Genomic DNA, 16,893 nt, shown 5'->3' with positions numbered 1-16,893 from the left:
GGATGATTGTCGGTGCAGCGCGGCGCATGCCGGTTCAACGCCCTGCTGGCTTGCGGGTGGCCAGCAGCACCAGGATGCCGCCCAGGAACAGGCTGCCGGCCAGTACATACAACCCCGCCGTGGTGCTGCCGGTGGCGTCCTTGATGCTGCCCACCATGAAGGGGCTGACAAAGCCGGCCAGGTTGCCCAGGGCGTTGATCAGGGCAATGCCGGCGGCGGCCGCCGAGCCGCGCAGCATGGCGGTGGGCAGGGTCCAGAACAGTGGCAGGCTGGTCAAAATACCCATGGTGGCCAGGCTGAGTGCAGCCATGGCCAGCACGATATCGTTGCCAAACACGCCACTCAGCACCAGGCCCAGGCCGCCGATGAAGGCCGCGCCAGAGGTGTGCAGGCGGCGCTCGCCACTGCGGTCCGAGCTGCGGCTGGCGACCACCATGGCCACGGCCGCCAGGCCATAGGGAATCATGGTCAGCAGGCCCACGTCCAGCACGTCCTTGACGCCGGCATTCTTGATCAACTGCGGCAGCCAGAAGCTGATGCCGTACAGGCCCATCACGCTGCAGAAGTAGATACTGGCCATGAGCCACACCTTGGGGTTGCGGAACACCTGCTTCAGGCTGTGCTCGCTGCGGCCGCTTTCGTCGCGGCGAATGTTGTCTATCAGCAATTGCTTTTCTGCGTCGGTCAGCCATTTGGCGCCAGCGATAGAGTCCTCCAGATAGAAGAACACGCAGATGCCGACCAGGATGGACGGAATGCCCTCCAGCAGGAACAGCCATTGCCAGCCATGCCAGCCATTCACACCGGCAAAAGCCTGCATGATCCAGCCCGACAGTGGGCCGCCCACCACGCCCGACAGAGCAATGGCCGTCATGAACAGGGCCACCACGCGGGCACGCCGCTGCATGGGGAACCAGTAGGTCAGGTACAGGATGATGCCGGGGAAGAAGCCGGCCTCGGCAATGCCCAGCAGAAAGCGCAATACATAGAACATGGCCGGCGTGGTGACCAGCATCATGGCCGACGAAATCACGCCCCAGGTGACCATGATGCGGGCAATCCACACCCGGGCGCCGGTGCGGTGCAGGATGATGTTGCTGGGCACTTCGAACAGAAAGTAGCCCACGAAAAAGATGCCCGCGCCCAGGCCGTAAATGGTCTCGCTGAACTTCAGGTCGGTCAGCATCTGCAGCTTGGCAAAGCCGACGTTGACGCGGTCCAGATAGGCTACGACGTAACAAAGAAACAAAAAGGGGATCAGGCGCCAGGCGACTTTGTTGTACGCGGATTTTTCGAGCGCGCTGCCCGATGCGGTGGAGGGTAGGGGGGCCATTGTTGTTTGTCTCCGTAAGAGGGATTCTGTGGACTGCCATCAGCCTGCGCGCAGTCTAGTGGCGTCTTGCCCTGGTGCAGATTGATATATCGGCAACCCTGCATGGAAGCGGCGGAATACCGTTGCAGGACAAGGACTTACGCGGCGGGTTTAATTCCGCCCTAGCGCAAACCCCTAGGGGGCGTTCTACCCAGGTAAATCCTGGGTAAAAATAGTGCAACCATGGCGGGCGGGCCCTGCTTTCGGTACAGTGGCGCGCATGCTCACCCCTAAAACGATTGCCCGGCTAGAGAACACCATTTGGATACTGCTCTACGGAGGGCTGCTGACGCTCATCCTGGGATTGTTCACCCAACGCGCGGACGATGACCTGGGCCAGACCATGGTGGTCGGCGGTGGGGTGGCCGCAGTCTTCGGGGCCGTGTTGATCTACGTGCGCTCGCGCGTACGCTCCAGCGACGAATAGTGGAAGGTTTTGCCATGGCCGATCTGATACTGCACCACTACACCATCTCGCCGTTCTCTGAAAAGGTCCGCAAGGTGCTGGCCTACAAGCAGCTGGACTGGCAGTCGGTCACCGTGCCCAGCATCGCACCCAAGCCTGACGTGGTGGCCCTGACTGGCGGCTACCGTAAAACCCCGGTGCTGCAGGTCGGTGCCGACATCTATTGCGACAGCGCGCTGATCTGCGACGTGCTGGAACACCGCCAGCCCAGCCCTTCGCTGTCACCCCCTTCGCACAAAGGCTTGGCGCGGGTACTGGCGCAGTGGGCCGATACCACGCTGTTCACCGCCGCCATGGCCTATTGCTTCCAACCGCGCGGGCGCGAGCAGCTGTTTGGCCACGTGCCGCCGGAGGTGGGCCTGGCCTTCGCGGAGGACCGTGCCAAGATGAGGGGCGGTGTACCGCACCTGCGCCCGGGCGATGCCACATCGGCCTACAAGTCTTATTTACGCCGCCTAGCTAGCATGCTGGAAGACTTGCCTTTTCTGGTGGGTACGGCTCCCTGCCTGGCGGACTTTGCTGCCTACGCGCCGCTGTGGTTCACCCGCTTTAACGTGCCAGCGCTGGCGCCCATCCTTGATGCCACGCCCAATGTGCTGGACTGGATGGACCACATGGCCGCGCTGGACCATCCACCCATACAGCAGCTCAGCTCGGAGGATGCCGTCGCGCTCGCCGCGCAATCCACGCCGCTGCCGTTGGAAACCGAAGTGTTCCAGGACGACCACGGCATCCCGCTGGGCAGCCGCGTCAGTGTCCAAGCCGAAAGCTTTGGCCCGGAAACCAGCGAGGGCGAGCTGGTGGCAGCCACCCGCATGCACATCACGCTGCGCCGCGAGGATGCACGGGCCGGCACGGTGCATGTGCACTTCCCACGCATAGGCTATGTGCTGAAGGCCATTTAAGACGTGCTTAACAAGGCGCAGTGATGGCCTGCAGCGTCTTGCCCGTTTGCGGATCGAACACCACCAGATTGATCTGCCGGCTGTGCTCCGGCGTGCTGGCAATGCTGCGGAAGCTGAGCTTTTGCGCAGCGTCGCCGGTGTAGACGCCTGCACTGGTGTATTGGCGCACCACAAAGTCGTGCTGCAGAAATTCCCCCGCGTTTTCACCGGCCTGCACCTTGGAGCTGTAGCCGTTCTCCGTCACCGTCCAATATGCCGACCAGTGCGCGGGTGCGCCGGCAACCGGCGTCACCGTGGCCTCAAACTGGTCTGGCCCCAGCTGGTGCAGGCTGATCTGGGCCAGGCCGGGCTCGGCGGCCTGCTTGTCCAGCGTTCCACCCCAGGTTCTCCAGTCCTTGCCGTCCAGTACCGCCTGCGGCGTGTAGATGGAGCTTTGCCGGTTCCACGCGGCCACCTGGCGCTGCCGCACCGTGTGGGCGGGTGTGGCGAAGCGGTCCACCCAGCCCAGTTGGTCCCAGTAACCCACATGGAAGGCCTGCACCACGGCAGTCTGGCCCTTGAGGTGGCTGAGCCACCGGTCGGCCGGAGGGCAGGAGCTGCAGCCCTCGGAGGTGTACAGCTCCACCACTGGCAGCTTGTTGCGGCCCGACTGCAGGCTGCAGCTTCCTTCTGAAGAAAAAGCCGCTCCAGCGCAGGCAATACCTGCGCTGGCAGCTACGAACTTGATAGCGTTCCACATGAGCGGCTCCTGGAAATAGTCATAGCCTTTGGTCGCAGCAGACCGCCAATTCTTACAGGCTTACAACTGGAAACACATGCGTGGATAGATACCCGGCAATCGGCCCGGTTCCAGGGCTTAGGCACCGGATTGCTGTGGTTCAATATTGTTGAGAACCACCCATCCAAGAACAGGACACACCATGCCCAACAGCCCTCTGGCCGGACACACCGCACCCCCATCCCTGTTGGTCAATCTGCCCAGGCTGGTTACCGCGTACTACAGCCTGCAGCCCGACCCGGCCGAGTCCACCCAGCGCGTGGCCTTCGGCACCTCAGGCCACCGGGGCAATGCGTTCAAGGCCAGCTTCAATGAACACCATGTGCTGGCCGTTACCCAGGCCATCTGCCTGTACCGTGAAAAGAACGGCATCACCGGCCCGCTGTTTCTGGGCATAGACACGCATGCGCTGTCCGAACCCGCGGGCGCCACCGCGCTGGAGGTGCTGGCCGCCAATGGCGTGCAGGTCATGCTGGCCGTGAATGACGACTACACGCCCACACCTGCCGTGTCGCATGCCATCCTGGTCTATAACAAGGGCCGCAGCACAGGCTTGGCCGATGGTATTTTGATGACGCCGTCGCACAACCCGCCCGAAGACGGCGGCTACAAGTACAACCCCACCAACGGCGGCCCGGCCGACAGCGACATCACCGGCTGGATAGAAAAAGCCGCCAATGAAATCCTGCAGAACAAGCTGCAGGGCGTAAAGCGCATGCCCTATGCCCAGGCGCTGAAGGCCAGCACCACGCACCGCCACGACTACCTGGGTAACTACGTGGCCGACCTGGCGAATGTGATCGATATGGATGCCATCCGCGGCGCGGGCGTGCGCATGGGCGTGGACCCGCTGGGCGGCGCGGGCGTGCACTACTGGGCCCGCATCGCCGAGAAATACCAGCTGAACCTGAGTGTGGTGAGCGAGCAAGTGGACGCCACCTTCCACTTCATGAGCGTGGACTGGGACGGCCGCATCCGCATGGACCCGTCCAGCAAAAGCGCCATGGCCTCGCTGATCGGCCTGAAGGACCAGTACGACATCGCCTTCGCCTGCGATACCGACCACGACCGCCACGGCATCGTAACCAAGAGCGGTGGCCTGATGCAGCCCAACCACTACCTGGCCGTGTGCATCGACTATCTGTTCCAGAACCGGCCCGGCTGGAGCGCCCAGGCCGGCGTGGGTAAAACCCTGGTCAGCAGCAGCATGATTGACCGTGTGGCTGCCCGCCTGGGCCGCAATCTGTACGAGGTGCCGGTGGGCTTCAAATGGTTCGCAGCCGGCCTGTGCGATGGCTCGCTGGGCTTTGGTGGCGAAGAGAGCGCTGGCGCGTCCCTCCTGCGCCGCGACGGTACTGTGTGGACCACCGACAAGGACGGCCTGATTCCCGCCTTGCTGTCGGCCGAAATCATCGCCCGCACCGGCGACGACCCGCACCAGGCTTACCAAAAGCTGACCCAGGCCTTTGGTGCACCCGCCTATGACCGCATCGACGCTCCGGCCACGCCCGAGCAGAAGAAAAAGCTGGGCAAGCTCACGCCGCAGCAGATCACCAGTTCGGAGCTGGCGGGCGAGGCCATCACCCAGGTGCAAACCACGGCCCCCGGCAACGGTGCCAGCCTGGGTGGGCTGAAGGTGTCTACCGCCAACGGCTGGTTTGCCGCACGCCCCTCCGGGACTGAGAACATCTACAAGATCTACGCAGAAAGCTTCCACGGTGAAGACCACTTGCGCCGTATTACGCAAGAAGCGCAGGGCATTGTGGATAAGGCACTGGCGTAATATCGCTGCATTCTTGCTATGGTTTGAATAGCTTCTCGCGCAGGTAAATACTGCGCCAGAAGCTTTTTTTATATATGAAATTTGAGGGGTCCGCGTGCTTGTATTGATTCTGGTGGCTGGGCTGTGGGCCGGTTTGCAAAACTCGCTGGCCGGTGGCGGCTCTTTTGTCACCTTGCCCGCGCTGATCCTGTCGGGCATGTCGCCACTGGCGGCCAATATCACCTCCACGGTGGCGCTCTTTCCGGGGCAGGTGACATCCGGTTTTGCGGGCCGCAAGCTGGTCACCGGCGCGGGCGCGCTGCCGTTTTGGGCGCTGCTGTTGGTGAGCGTGCTGGGCGGGGCGCTGGGTGGCCTGCTGTTGCTGCATACCCCGTCAGACATTTTTACTCGCCTGGTGCCCTGGCTGGTGCTGTTTGCCACCACGGTGTTTGCCTGGGGTAGTTTCTTTCGCAAGCCGGGTGAGGCCTCGGTGCATATTGGGCCGGCGGGCGCGGCGGTGGCGCAGTTTTGCATTGCCATCTACGGCGGCTATTTCGGCGGCGGCATTGGCTTTCTGATGATGGCGGCACTGACCATGGCCGGCTTGCCCACCCGCAATGCTGGGGCCACCAAGAACGCCTTGGCCGGGGTGATGAATGCATCCGCCGTGGCCTTGTTCATCACTTCACCCCAGGTGCAGTGGCTGCCCGCGCTGGTGCTGGGCGCAGGAGCCATCGTGGGCGGCCTCATCGGCTCCTGGGCGCTACACCGGGTGAACGAGAAATACCTACGCATCGCCATCGTCGGCATCGGCGTGTGTCTGACCATCGGCCTGTTCGCCAAGCCGCTGTGAGCACCGCTACCAGCAAAGCCCAGTTCCGCTTGCGCATCTACCGCGATGCCAGCGTTGCCATCGGGCCGGGCAAGGTTGATCTGCTGGAAGCCATTGCCGCAACCGGCTCCATCTCCGCCGCTGCCCGGCAGCTTGGCATGTCCTACCGCCGCGCCTGGGTGCTGGTGGACGAAATGAACCGCGCCCTGGTGTCGCCAGCCGTGACCACCGTGGCCGGCGGCGTGCAGGGCGGGGGCACTGCGTTGTCCCCCCTGGGCGAGAAGCTGGTGCAGCACTACCGAGCTGTGGAGCAGGCAGCCCGCACGGCAGCCGCTGCGGACATTGCCGCACTGCAGGCGCTGCTGGCGCCATGATGAACAGCCCCGTACCGCTATATACAGCCAGATACAATGCCCGCCATGCCCGCGCTACTCGCCTCCATGGACTGGTTTCCCCTCATCTTGTCGCTGAAAGTGGCTGCTGTGGCGACCTTGCTGGCGACGCTGGCAGGCGTTGCGCTGGGCTGGGTATTCGCCCGCAAAAAGTTTCCTGGCAGTAGCCTTTTGGAAGCGGCTTGCATGCTGCCGCTGGTGCTGCCGCCTACCGTCATCGGCTATGCCATCCTGGTGGCGGCGGGGCGGCGCAGCCCGCTGGGCGCTTGGCTGCGCACGCATCTGGACTACACCATCATCTTCAGCTGGCACGGCGCGGTGGTCGCCTCGGCCGTGGTCGCGCTACCGCTGGTGCTCAAGTCGGCGAGTGCAGCGTTTGCGGGTGTGGACCCTGCATTGGAGGCCGCTGCCAGCACCTTGCGTCAATCGGTTTTCTCGGTGTTCATGCGCGTCACGCTGCCGCTGGCCTGGCCGGGCATCCTGGCCGGTACGCTGCTGGCGTTTGCGCGGGCCATGGGTGAGTTCGGCGCCTCGCTGATGGTGGCCGGCTCCATCCCGCAGCAGACGCAGACCCTGTCCATGGCTATTTACGACGCGGTGCAGGCTGGGCAGGACGACAGGGCGCTGCTGCTGGTGCTGGTCACCTCGGTGCTGTCCATTGCGGTACTGGTGCTGTCCAACCGCTTCTTTTCTTTGCGTTAATTTTCAGGAGCTTTCACGTGCGTCCTTCCTTACTGCTTTCCAGACTGCTTTCCATCTTGCTGGCCTTGCCCTTGCTGGCCGGCGCGCAGCAGATCACCGTCTCCACCGCTGCCAGCCTGACAGATGCGTTCAAGGAGCTGGGCCCCAAGTTTGAAGCCAGTCAGCCCGGCGCCACCGTGCGCTTCAACTTTGCGGCCTCCGGCGTGCTGCTGCAGCAGATCAACCAGGGCGCGCCGGTGGACGTGTTCGTCAGCGCCGACCAGGACACCATGGACCGGGGTGCGGCCCAAAAACTGATCGACATAGACACCCGCAAGGACTTCGTCAGCAACAGCCTGGTGCTGATCGAACCCGGCAAAGATGGTCTGGGCCTGAAAAGCCTGCAAGACCTGGGCGGCACCAATGTGCGCAAAATCGCCATCGGCAAAGTCGCCACCGTGCCCGCCGGCCGCTATACCAAGCAGGTGCTGGACGGCGCCCACCTGTGGACCGCCCTGGAGCCCAAGTTCGTGCAGGCCGATAACGTGCGCCAAGTGCTGGACTATGTGAGCCGTGGCGAGGCCGAGGCCGGCTTCGTCTACCGCACCGATGCGGCGCTGCTGGGCGACAAGGTCAAGATCGTGCTGACCACCACCGGCCACACCCCAGTGTCGTACCCCATCGCCGTGGTGGCCGACAGCAAGCAAAAGGCCTTGGCCAAGAACTTCATCGCCTTCCTGTTCACCGATGCGGCCCAGCAAGTGCTGGCGCGCTACGGCTTTGGAAAGCCGTGATTGACGTAGACATCCAGCTCACTGTCGCCGACCGCCGCCGGCGCTTCGATCTGGCCGTGCGCTTCGCGACAGACGCGCCGTTTGCCGCCTTGTACGGCCCTTCGGGCGCGGGCAAGTCGCTGACCCTGCAGGCTATTGCCGGCCTGCTCAAGCCCCACCGAGGCCATATTCGCATGGACGGCCGCAGCTTGTTCGACGCAGGGCAGGGCGTGCACGTGCCGCCGCCCCAGCGCCGCGTGGGCTACCTGCCGCAAAACTACGCACTGTTCCCGCACCTGTCGGTATACGAAAACATTGCCTTCGGCCTGAAGTCCTGGCGCAAAAAACGTCTGTTGCCCATTGAGCAGGCCCATGTGCAGGCCTTGATGGACAGCTTTGGCCTAGCCGCGCTAGCGGACAGCCGGCCCATCACCCTGTCTGGTGGGCAGCAGCAACGCGTGGCTTTGGCTCGCGCACTGGCTTGCCAGCCCCAGGTGCTGCTGCTGGATGAGCCGTTTGCCGCCTTGCACCCCCGTCTGCGTCACAGCCTGCGCGACGAGCTAGCCCAGGTGCGCCGCCAATGGGGCATCCCGGCGCTAATGATTACCCATGACGTGGAAGACGTGCTGGCGCTGGCTGATGTGGCTTTTGTGTTCGACCAAGGGCGAGTCGTGCAGCAGATTGGTATGTCTGACGCCAGCAGCCGCAGTCTTGCGCGGCAGGAGTTGAGTGGGATGTTGTTGAACGGATAGCTCTGGATAAGACATATGCATTTAAGTATCAATAGTGGTATTACAAATACTAAAAACGATATGTCACGTTTGAAAGATGTGATTGGTTTCTTGAAATGATGACGACTACGATGGCTCCGAACAATCGGTTTGAGCGGCTAATCGGGTTTGCGTTGGGGGATGTCGACGCGAGCTGAATTTCCCTCCCGGGCTGATCGTTCGGTAGAACATCCCGGCACCTATGCTTTGCGTATGCAAGTATGCCGATCCTGCTCTTGGCAGGGCCATAAGGTGTCTAGATGCTCGCGGGGAAGCCCAGCAAAAGCAGGAAAAGAATGTCTGTTGCTCAAAAAATGTTCCCGGGCATATGCGTGATCGCCGCAGCGTGCCTGTGCTATTACGCACTGATAGGCGGCAGCCAATCAAACAGCGCTGAGCAGCCTTTGGCAAGCGCCCGGCAACTGGATGGCGCCAAGCCATTGCCACCGTTCAGCAGCACGGCCTCAGCAATAGCGGATGCGCCTGGCAAGCAGCGCTGCGCCGACATGATGCAAATCAGCCCATTCGGAAGCGGCCCATCGAACTGTTCGAACGATCCGGTGCCGCTATCCCCCACCGCGGGTAGAGATGTAACGGCCGTACGCGCAAAGCTTGATCTGATATGGCCATGCCAGGTTGCCCAGCAACCGAATGCGACGGCATCTGAGTGCGCCAAGACCAACGCCGACGCGGCAAATCTGGTCTGGCAGCTCGAAGCGCTGGCAGAACAGGGCGACCGCCAAGCAAGCACCGATCTGGCGAATCTGGTGCAGAGCCGGAAAAAGTCCGCTACCGGTGAATATTTTGACGCTCTTGACCATGCAGAAGCCCGGCTATTGCGCATCGCGACCGATGGCGGAGTTGAGGCGGAGAAACCGATTCCTCGGCCATCCCCGGCTCCCACCGGTGGTGTATGACCGCCGTGGGCGAAAAAAGTACTTCGCTCACCTGGGCCCCAGCTGAGGCGGTGCGCGAGTTGGAATATCGCGGGTTTGCGCGCCATAGATTCACACCATTGAATTCACCCTATCAGGCATCGAACGCCATGCGTTCTGCCTAAATCAATTTTACGGGTTTAGAAATAATGACCCGTGGAATGACATGTCGAGAGGCATGGTATCAAAGTAAATAACCACGGAGACTAAAATGAAAAACCATTATTTGCAGTTGGATGGGCATCCCCCATTAAGTAGACTTACCGCCAAGACACTAAATCGCTTTTTAATGCTTTTGGCGTTGATGGTATTTTTAAGCGCAGGTTTTTTCCAGAAAGCTTCTGCCGCCACAAGTACCTGTGATATTTACGCTTCGGGCGGTACGCCGTGCTCTGCGGCCCACAGCACAGTGCGAGCCTTGTTTGGGGCATATAACGGAAAACTGTACCAGGTCAAGCGCGCATCTAATGGCGCCACCATGGATATTGGCACTTTGACAGCCGGTGGTATTGCCAACGCTGCAGCACAAGATGCCTTCTGCGCAGGCTCTGTATGTACCATTGAAACGATCTATGACCAGACCGCGAATGGAAATCACTTGACTGTTGCACCGGCCGGGGGGAACGGCAGCGCAGACATCACAGGCAGTGCTACCGCATTAAAGGTGACGATTGGCGGAAAGTCTGCATATGCGGTCTATATCTCCGCGGGCGTCGGGTATCGGCGCAATAACACCACAGGCATTGCAACCGGTAGCGCATCAGAAGGCGTATACATGGTTACCAGTGCTACCCATGTGAATAATGGTTGCTGCTTTGATTATGGTAATGCCGAGACAAATAACCTTGATACCGGCAATGGACACATGAATGCTGTCTACTTTGGTACTCTGTGCTGGTTCGCATGTACCGGATCTGGCCCCTGGGTCATGGCAGACCTTGAGAACGGTTTATTCCTAGGCGGCAATGGAAGCAATACGAATAATACTGGCCGCAACACCACTTTTGTCACGGCCATGATTAAACAAGATGCCACAACATATTCCATTAGAGATGGAGATGCCCAAACTGGCGCATTAAAAACAGATTATGCAGGGCCCTTACCCACAACGTCAGGATATGTACCCTTCCACAAAGAAGGCGCCATTATTTTGGGTATTGGCGGCGATAACAGCAAGGTGGCAGTCGGTAATTTCTATGAAGGCGCAATGACAGCAGGCAAGCCTTCTGATGCAACCGAAAACGCCGTGCAGGCCAATATTGTTGCAGCGGGTTACAGTGGAAATGCTCTGAGTTCTTATAAAAAACTCGTCAATCAAAACAGCAATAAGTGCATGGACGTTCAGCAACCTAATACCAGTGCGGGTAGCAATGTCGATCTCTATACGTGCAACGGGTTTGCTTGGCAGAATTGGCAAATGGTGGACTTGGGCAATGGATACTCCAGCATCTATAGCGAGCACAGCGGCATGTGCCTGGATGTTAGCGGATCCTCCACCGCCAATGGCGGCAACGTGATCCAAAATACTTGCAGCAGTAGCACCAGTCAGCAATGGCAGGTAACAACGACCACCGCTCCCTGGTTCCGCTTGACCTCGCGCAACAGCGGAAAGGTATTGGATGTTTCCAACTGCGGCACCGCCGACACGACCAATATCCAGCAATGGGCTTGGCTCAACAATGCCTGCCAGCAATGGCAACTGCAATAAGCATACTTGTCATGAAAATAATTCGACTGATATTAAGTTGAATTAAACCCATACGTCCAGTATGTCCAACACGCGGTGGCTGGTCTTCACGGACCTCCACCGCGTTTTTATGGGGCGTGTGCCTTGCGCCATGTCGCACTTGGTATCCAGCACGAGGCGTATCTGGAAAGCCAGCGCAGAATTGACATGTGCTATCAAATAAATAGCTTCTAGTGCAGTCATCACCTAGGTTTTAATCGCTTTTTAGATACAAATAAACACACGTTCCAGCTGTGGCAAACTCACGCCCCTTGCCATATCGATTCCCGTTCATGCAGAAAATCATCCGCCAGCTGGCCACCGAGATCCAAGTCCGAGAAGAACAAATCCGCTCCGCTGTAGAGCTGCTGGACGGCGGTGCCACCGTACCGTTCATCGCGCGCTACCGCAAGGAAGTGACCGGCGGGATGGACGACATCCAGCTGCGCGAGCTCGAAACTCGCCTGGGCTACCTGCGCGAACTCGAAGACCGGCGTGCGGCCATCGTTGCCAGCATCGAAGAGCAGGGCAAGATGACCGACGCGCTGCGCGTGGCCATCTTTTCCGCCGCCACCAAGCAGGAACTGGAAGACCTGTACCTGCCGTTCAAAACCAAGCGCCGTACCAAGGGCCAGATCGCCCGAGAAAACGGCATCGAGCCGCTGGCTGACAAGCTGTTTGCCAACCCCGCGCTGGTACCGGCCGATGAAGCCCAGGCCTTTGTGAAAGCCGAGAAGGGTGAAAACGGTGACGACTTCACCTCCGCGCAGGCCGTGCTAGACGGCGTACGCGACATTCTCAGCGAGCGCTGGGCCGAAGATGCTGCGCTGATCCAGAACCTGCGCAGCTGGCTGTGGAATGAAGGCCTGCTGCGCAGCAAGCTGGCCGCTGGCAAGGACGAGAACAACCCCGACATCGCCAAGTTCCGCGACTACTTCGACTACGACGAGCCGATTGGCCGCGTGCCATCGCACCGCGCACTGGCTGTATTCCGTGGCCGTGGGCTGGAATACCTGGATGCCAAGCTGGTACTGCCAGTCGAGCCCGAGCCGGGCAAGCCGTCCCTGGCCGAGGGCCGCATCGCCATCCACCTGGGCTGGAGCCACCAAAGCCGCCCGGCCGACGATTTGATCCGCAAATGCGTAGCCTGGACCTGGCGCGTCAAGCTCAGCCTGTCTACCGAGCGCGACCTGTTCGCCAAGCTGCGCGAAGACGCCGAAAAAGTAGCCATCAAGGTATTTGCCGACAACCTGCGCGACCTGCTGCTGGCTGCACCGGCCGGCCCACGTGTGGTGCTGGGCCTGGACCCGGGCATCCGTACCGGCGTGAAAGTCGCCGTGGTGGATACGACGGGCAAGCTGGTGGAAACCGCCACCGTCTTCCCGCACGAGCCGCGCAAGGACTGGGAAGGCTCGCTACACACCCTGGGCAAGCTGTGCGCCAAACACGGCGTGAACCTGATCGCCATCGGCAACGGCACAGCCAGCCGTGAAACCGACAAGCTGGCGGCCGACCTGATCAAGCTGCTGGCCAAAATGAGCGAGCAAGCCGGCCTGCCACCGGTGGAAGTGCAGAAAGTGGTGGTCAGCGAAGCCGGCGCATCGGTGTATTCGGCCAGCGAATTCGCGTCGCAAGAGATGCCCGATGTGGACGTGAGCCTGCGCGGCGCGGCCAGCATCGCGCGCCGCTTGCAAGACCCGCTGGCCGAGTTGGTGAAGATCGACCCCAAGTCCATTGGCGTGGGCCAGTACCAGCACGATGTGAGCCAGAACGACCTGGCGCGCAGCCTGGAAGCCGTTGTCGAAGACTGCGTGAACTCGGTAGGTGTGGACCTGAACACCGCCAGCGTGCCCTTGTTGAGCCGCGTCTCCGGCCTGTCTGCGAACGTGGCCAAGGCCGTGGTGCGCTGGCGCGAGGCCAATGGCGCTTTCAAGAACCGCAAGCAGCTGATGGACGTGAGCGGCCTGGGCGCCAAGACCTTCGAGCAAAGCGCGGGCTTTTTGCGCATCCGCGGCGGTGACAACCCGCTGGACATGACCGGCGTGCACCCCGAAACCTATCCGCTGGTCGAGCAAATCATTGAAGTGACCAAGAAGCCGGTGACCGAGCTGATGGGCCGCGCCGAGATGCTGAAGACGCTGCGGCCCGAGCTGTTTGCGAATGAGAAGTTCGGCGTCATTACCGTCAAAGACATCATTGGCGAGCTGGAGAAACCCGGCCGCGACCCGCGCCCGGACTTCAAGGTAGCGCGCTTCAACGATGGCGTGGAAGACATCAAGGACCTGGTCGAAGGCATGGTACTGGAAGGCACGGTCAGCAACGTGGCGGCCTTTGGCGCCTTTGTGGACCTGGGCGTACACCAGGACGGCCTGGTGCACGTCAGCCAACTCAGCCACAAGTTCACCACCGATGCGCGCGAGGTCGTCAAGACCGGCGACATCGTCAAGGTGCGCGTGGTCGAGGTGGATGTGGCCCGCAAGCGCATTGCGCTGAGCATGAAGCTGGGCGAGGCGCCGGCCCGCCGGGATGGTCCCCGTGACAACCGCTTCGAGGGCGCTAGCCGTGGTCAGCAACAGCCGCGTCGCGACAACGGCCCGGCGCCGCAGTCGGCCATGGCATCGGCTTTTGCCAAGCTGCAACCCAAGCGCTGATTAGCACGGTAAACCGCATGCGCCCATGGTGCGCAGCAGGCGGTTTGCCGTACCATGCCGTATACGAATGGAGACACAACCATGGAGTTGAATGCGCTGCTGGCCTCCGAGCTGGCCTTGCCCTATGCGCCCAAGGTGGTGGCCATGTTTCTGAATGAGCTGGCCCACCCGGACCCCAATCTGCGGGTGCTGGGCCAGCTGGTAGGCGTCGACCCGGTGCTGACCGTGCGCCTGCTGGCCCAGGCCAACGCGGCCGGCACGCCCATGGCTGGCCAGGTCTATAGCATCCCCGAGGCGCTGGCCATCCTGAGCACCGAGCAGTTGCGCGGCCTGGCGCATACCGCCACACACAGCCTGGGGCCGCAGACCCTGGTCAGTTTGTCGCTGCCACAGTTCTGGCATTTCAGCGTGGACGTGGCCAAGCTCTCCCGCGCGTTGGCCGGCACCATACGCAACAACCCATGCACTGCCTATGCCATCGGGCTCCTACATGCCGTGGGCGAGCTGGCACTGCATATTGCCATGCCGGATGAGATGGAGGCGCTGAACCAGACCCAGCCGCCATTCGACCTGCGCCGTGCACGGTTGGAACACAAGCGCCTGGGTTATAGCTATGCCGATGTAGCCGCCGGCCTGGCGCGCCAATGGCAACTGCCCGAACGCCTGGTGGACGCGCTGCAGTACCAGATTGCACCGTTCGACAACGAAAGCTACGAACCCCTGGCCGGCGTGCTGCACCTGGCTGCCTGGCGGGTACGCGCCAAAGAGGGCGCGCTGGACGACAACGCGCTGGCTGTCAGCTTCCCCGGAGAAATCGGTGTGCCACTGGGGCTGGACATCGACATCGTGCTGCAGCAGGACCCGCTAGATTGGCGCGACCAGAGCGCGCCGTTTCTGCCCCGTCTCTAGTTCTATTTGCTATTTATTTGCTAGCTGCTTGCGCACGATTTACCTGCGTCAGAGCAGGTTTCAATCCTATGTCTATTGACTCCCACCTGACCGCGCAGATGCGTTCTGTGTTGAGCCGCATGGCCCGCGCCCGCCGCCCGGCCTTGCATAGCCTGACTCCGGAGCAGGCCCGCGCGGCTTATGCCCTGGGGGCGGGCGTGCTGGAAATTCCTTCGCCCGCCTTGGCCCGGGTGCAAGACCTGCAGATTCCGGCGCGCGACGGGCATGCGCTGCAGGCCAGGCTGGTAGCGCCGTCGTTCGAGCCGCTGCCGGTGCTGCTGTACCTGCACGGCGGTGGCTTTACCGTGGGCAGCGTGGCCACACACGACATACTGTGCCGCGAACTCAGCCGCTTGAGTGGCTGCGCCGTGGTCTCGCTGGACTATCGGTTGGCGCCGGAGCACCGCTTTCCCACCGCGGTGCACGACACCTGGGACGCGCTGGCCTGGCTGGCCGCCGAGTCCCGCAGCCTGGGCCTGCAGCCCGGCAAGATGGCCGTGGCCGGGGACAGCGCGGGCGGCACGCTGGCTGCCGTGGCCGCCATCCAGGCGCGCGACGCGGGCCTGCCGCTGGCGCTGCAAATGCTGTTCTACCCGGGCACGACCTCGCATGGCGATACCGCGTCGCATGCCCGCTTTGCCAGCGGCCTGGTGTTGGAGCGTGAACACATCGATTTCTTCTTCGGCCAGTACCTGCGCAGCCCGGCGGACCGTGAGGACTGGCGCTTTGCGCCACTGCAGGCACAGGATGTGGAAGGCGTGGCTCCGGCCTGGTTCGGCCTGGCTGAATGCGATCCGCTGGTGGATGAGGGCCTGCAGTACGCTGACAAGCTGCGCCTGGCGGGTACGCCGGTAGACCTGGAGATCTACCGTGGCGTGACCCATGAATTCATCAAAATGGGCCGCGCCATCCCCGAGGCGCGCCAAGCCCATGCTGACGCGGCCAGGGCCCTGCGTGGCGCATTTGGACTAGATATCGGCGAGTAGTTCGTAAGGCAGGGGCAGCAGGCTCAGCACGGCGCCATCCGCCGCGCCCACATGCAGGCTGCCGTCTTGCATGGCGGCTAGCTGCAGGGACACAATCGCATCCCAGCCGCCCTCAGGCGCGACCGCCGCCTGCACCACCACGCCGCAGGGCTGCTCGGCATCGCTGGAGTGGAAGATTTCCTGCCCTGGCAGCATGCTCACGTCCGCATGGCCTATGGCCGCACGGCGTTTCAACGTGCCACGGAATTGGCTGCGTGCCACCACTTCCTGGCCGGGGTAGCAACCTTTTTTGAAGTTCACGCCGCCGACCGATTCGTAATTCAGCATCTGCGGCACCAGGGCTTCAAAAATCGGTTGCGACACCGTGGCCACGCCGCTGCGCACCTCGCTCCACAGCCACAGCTCGGGGCTGAGCGAAGGACCAGTGGGCGGCGTGGTTTGCGCGGGTGCGATCCACAATGCGCGTGCCAGTCCGTCCGCCGGGTACAGGGCGATGGTGGTGGCATCACCAGCGCTGGCCAGGGTCCAGGCGGGCTGGGCCGGGGCAATGTCGCCACCCACCAAGCCGTACAGCGCGAAGTCGGCCGTGGCGTCGGTCAGCTTGGCCTGGGCGCGCATGACAAACATGCTCAGGCGCTTCAGCGTGGGGGCCAGCAGGTCGCGGTGGCATATCAGCAGTATCTCGGTCGGGCTGCGCTTGAAGCCGATGAAGCTGGCCTGCATGCGGCCTTTGGCGTTGCAGAAGGCGGCCAGGCGGGCCTGGTCCTGGCCCAGCAGGGCAAAGTCCTGGGTCAGCTGGCCGTGCAGAAACTTGGCTGCGTCAGCGCCTTCGGCGCGTATCACGCCCAGGTGATGGAGGGGGGCAATCCCGTGGAGTGCGGCGTTGAGTGCGATGGTCATGGGCTGAATTATCATC

General features: G+C 62.0%; 16 protein-coding genes. 13 read left to right on the top strand and 3 right to left on the bottom strand.

Annotated features, from left to right (window positions below; all coding sequences use genetic code 11):
- Positions 1-34: 34 nt before the first annotated feature.
- Positions 35-1,333 carry an MFS transporter gene (locus AC07O2_RS23310; protein ID WP_495234587.1) on the bottom strand — a complete coding sequence of 433 codons (1,299 nt, stop codon included), beginning with the start codon at positions 1,331-1,333 and terminating at the stop codon, positions 35-37.
- Between the two features lie 259 nt (positions 1,334-1,592).
- Here AC07O2_RS23310 and AC07O2_RS23305 point away from each other — a divergent pair, with 259 nt between their 5' ends.
- The gene (locus tag AC07O2_RS23305; RefSeq protein ID WP_495096707.1) at positions 1,593-1,799 is read left to right on the top strand and encodes a hypothetical protein; all 207 of its coding nucleotides are present in this window, start codon (positions 1,593-1,595) and stop codon (positions 1,797-1,799) included.
- Between the two features lie 14 nt (positions 1,800-1,813).
- Positions 1,814-2,743 (top strand): glutathione S-transferase family protein, encoded by a 930-nt coding sequence (locus AC07O2_RS23300; protein WP_495234586.1) that lies wholly within the window; start codon positions 1,814-1,816, stop codon positions 2,741-2,743.
- Between the two features lie 7 nt (positions 2,744-2,750).
- Here AC07O2_RS23300 and AC07O2_RS23295 read toward each other — a convergent pair whose 3' ends face one another.
- Positions 2,751-3,482: a DUF1223 domain-containing protein gene (locus tag AC07O2_RS23295; RefSeq protein WP_495234585.1), complete on the bottom strand. Its 732-nt coding sequence runs from the start codon at positions 3,480-3,482 to the stop codon at positions 2,751-2,753.
- 181 nt (positions 3,483-3,663) lie between these two features.
- Here AC07O2_RS23295 and pgm point away from each other — a divergent pair, with 181 nt between their 5' ends.
- The 11 genes from pgm (at position 3,664) to AC07O2_RS23240 (ending at position 15,977) form a co-directional block, all read left to right on the top strand.
- On the top strand, positions 3,664-5,304 hold the full coding sequence (gene pgm / locus AC07O2_RS23290) for a phosphoglucomutase (alpha-D-glucose-1,6-bisphosphate-dependent) (protein WP_495234584.1): 1,641 nt from the start codon (positions 3,664-3,666) through the stop codon (positions 5,302-5,304).
- Between the two features lie 94 nt (positions 5,305-5,398).
- Positions 5,399-6,136, top strand: a complete 738-nt coding sequence (locus AC07O2_RS23285) for a sulfite exporter TauE/SafE family protein (protein ID WP_495096703.1) — start codon at positions 5,399-5,401, stop codon at positions 6,134-6,136.
- On the top strand, positions 6,133-6,489 hold the full coding sequence (locus AC07O2_RS23280) for a winged helix-turn-helix domain-containing protein (RefSeq protein ID WP_495234583.1): 357 nt from the start codon (positions 6,133-6,135) through the stop codon (positions 6,487-6,489). Before AC07O2_RS23285 ends, AC07O2_RS23280 begins: the two co-directional genes overlap by 4 nt.
- 45 nt (positions 6,490-6,534) lie before the next feature.
- A complete protein-coding gene (modB, locus tag AC07O2_RS23275; RefSeq protein ID WP_495234582.1) occupies positions 6,535-7,209 on the top strand; it encodes a molybdate ABC transporter permease subunit in 675 nt (224 codons plus the stop codon).
- A gap of 17 nt (positions 7,210-7,226) precedes the next feature.
- Positions 7,227-7,982 (top strand): molybdate ABC transporter substrate-binding protein, encoded by a 756-nt coding sequence (modA, locus tag AC07O2_RS23270; protein ID WP_495234581.1) that lies wholly within the window; start codon positions 7,227-7,229, stop codon positions 7,980-7,982.
- Positions 7,979-8,713 carry an ABC transporter ATP-binding protein gene (locus AC07O2_RS23265; protein WP_495234580.1) on the top strand — a complete coding sequence of 245 codons (735 nt, stop codon included), beginning with the start codon at positions 7,979-7,981 and terminating at the stop codon, positions 8,711-8,713. The genes modA and AC07O2_RS23265 overlap by 4 nt, the downstream gene beginning before the upstream one ends.
- Positions 8,714-9,027: 314 nt before the next feature.
- Positions 9,028-9,648, top strand: coding sequence for a hypothetical protein (locus AC07O2_RS23260; RefSeq protein ID WP_495234579.1), 621 nt, complete (start codon positions 9,028-9,030; stop codon positions 9,646-9,648).
- A 229-nt stretch (positions 9,649-9,877) separates the two neighbouring features.
- Positions 9,878-11,374: an arabinofuranosidase catalytic domain-containing protein gene (locus AC07O2_RS23255; protein ID WP_495234578.1), complete on the top strand. Its 1,497-nt coding sequence runs from the start codon at positions 9,878-9,880 to the stop codon at positions 11,372-11,374.
- Between the two features lie 311 nt (positions 11,375-11,685).
- Entirely contained in the window at positions 11,686-14,043 is a 2,358-nt protein-coding gene (locus AC07O2_RS23250; protein ID WP_495234577.1) for a Tex family protein, read from the top strand.
- A gap of 81 nt (positions 14,044-14,124) precedes the next feature.
- Positions 14,125-14,952 (top strand): HDOD domain-containing protein, encoded by an 828-nt coding sequence (locus AC07O2_RS23245; protein ID WP_495096693.1) that lies wholly within the window; start codon positions 14,125-14,127, stop codon positions 14,950-14,952.
- A 68-nt stretch (positions 14,953-15,020) separates the two neighbouring features.
- Entirely contained in the window at positions 15,021-15,977 is a 957-nt protein-coding gene (locus tag AC07O2_RS23240; protein WP_495096692.1) for an alpha/beta hydrolase, read from the top strand.
- On the opposite strand, the gene ygfZ is transcribed toward AC07O2_RS23240, so the two are convergent.
- Positions 15,960-16,877, bottom strand: coding sequence for a CAF17-like 4Fe-4S cluster assembly/insertion protein YgfZ (ygfZ, locus tag AC07O2_RS23235; RefSeq protein WP_495096691.1), 918 nt, complete (start codon positions 16,875-16,877; stop codon positions 15,960-15,962). The two genes, AC07O2_RS23240 and ygfZ, sit on opposite strands and share 18 nt — an antisense overlap.
- Positions 16,878-16,893: the final 16 nt, after the last annotated feature.

Source organism: Rhodoferax sp. GW821-FHT10B06, from assembly GCF_059415605.1.
The sequence above is the reverse complement of the archived record's forward strand: the minus strand, read 5'-3'. Positions and strand labels throughout refer to the sequence as shown.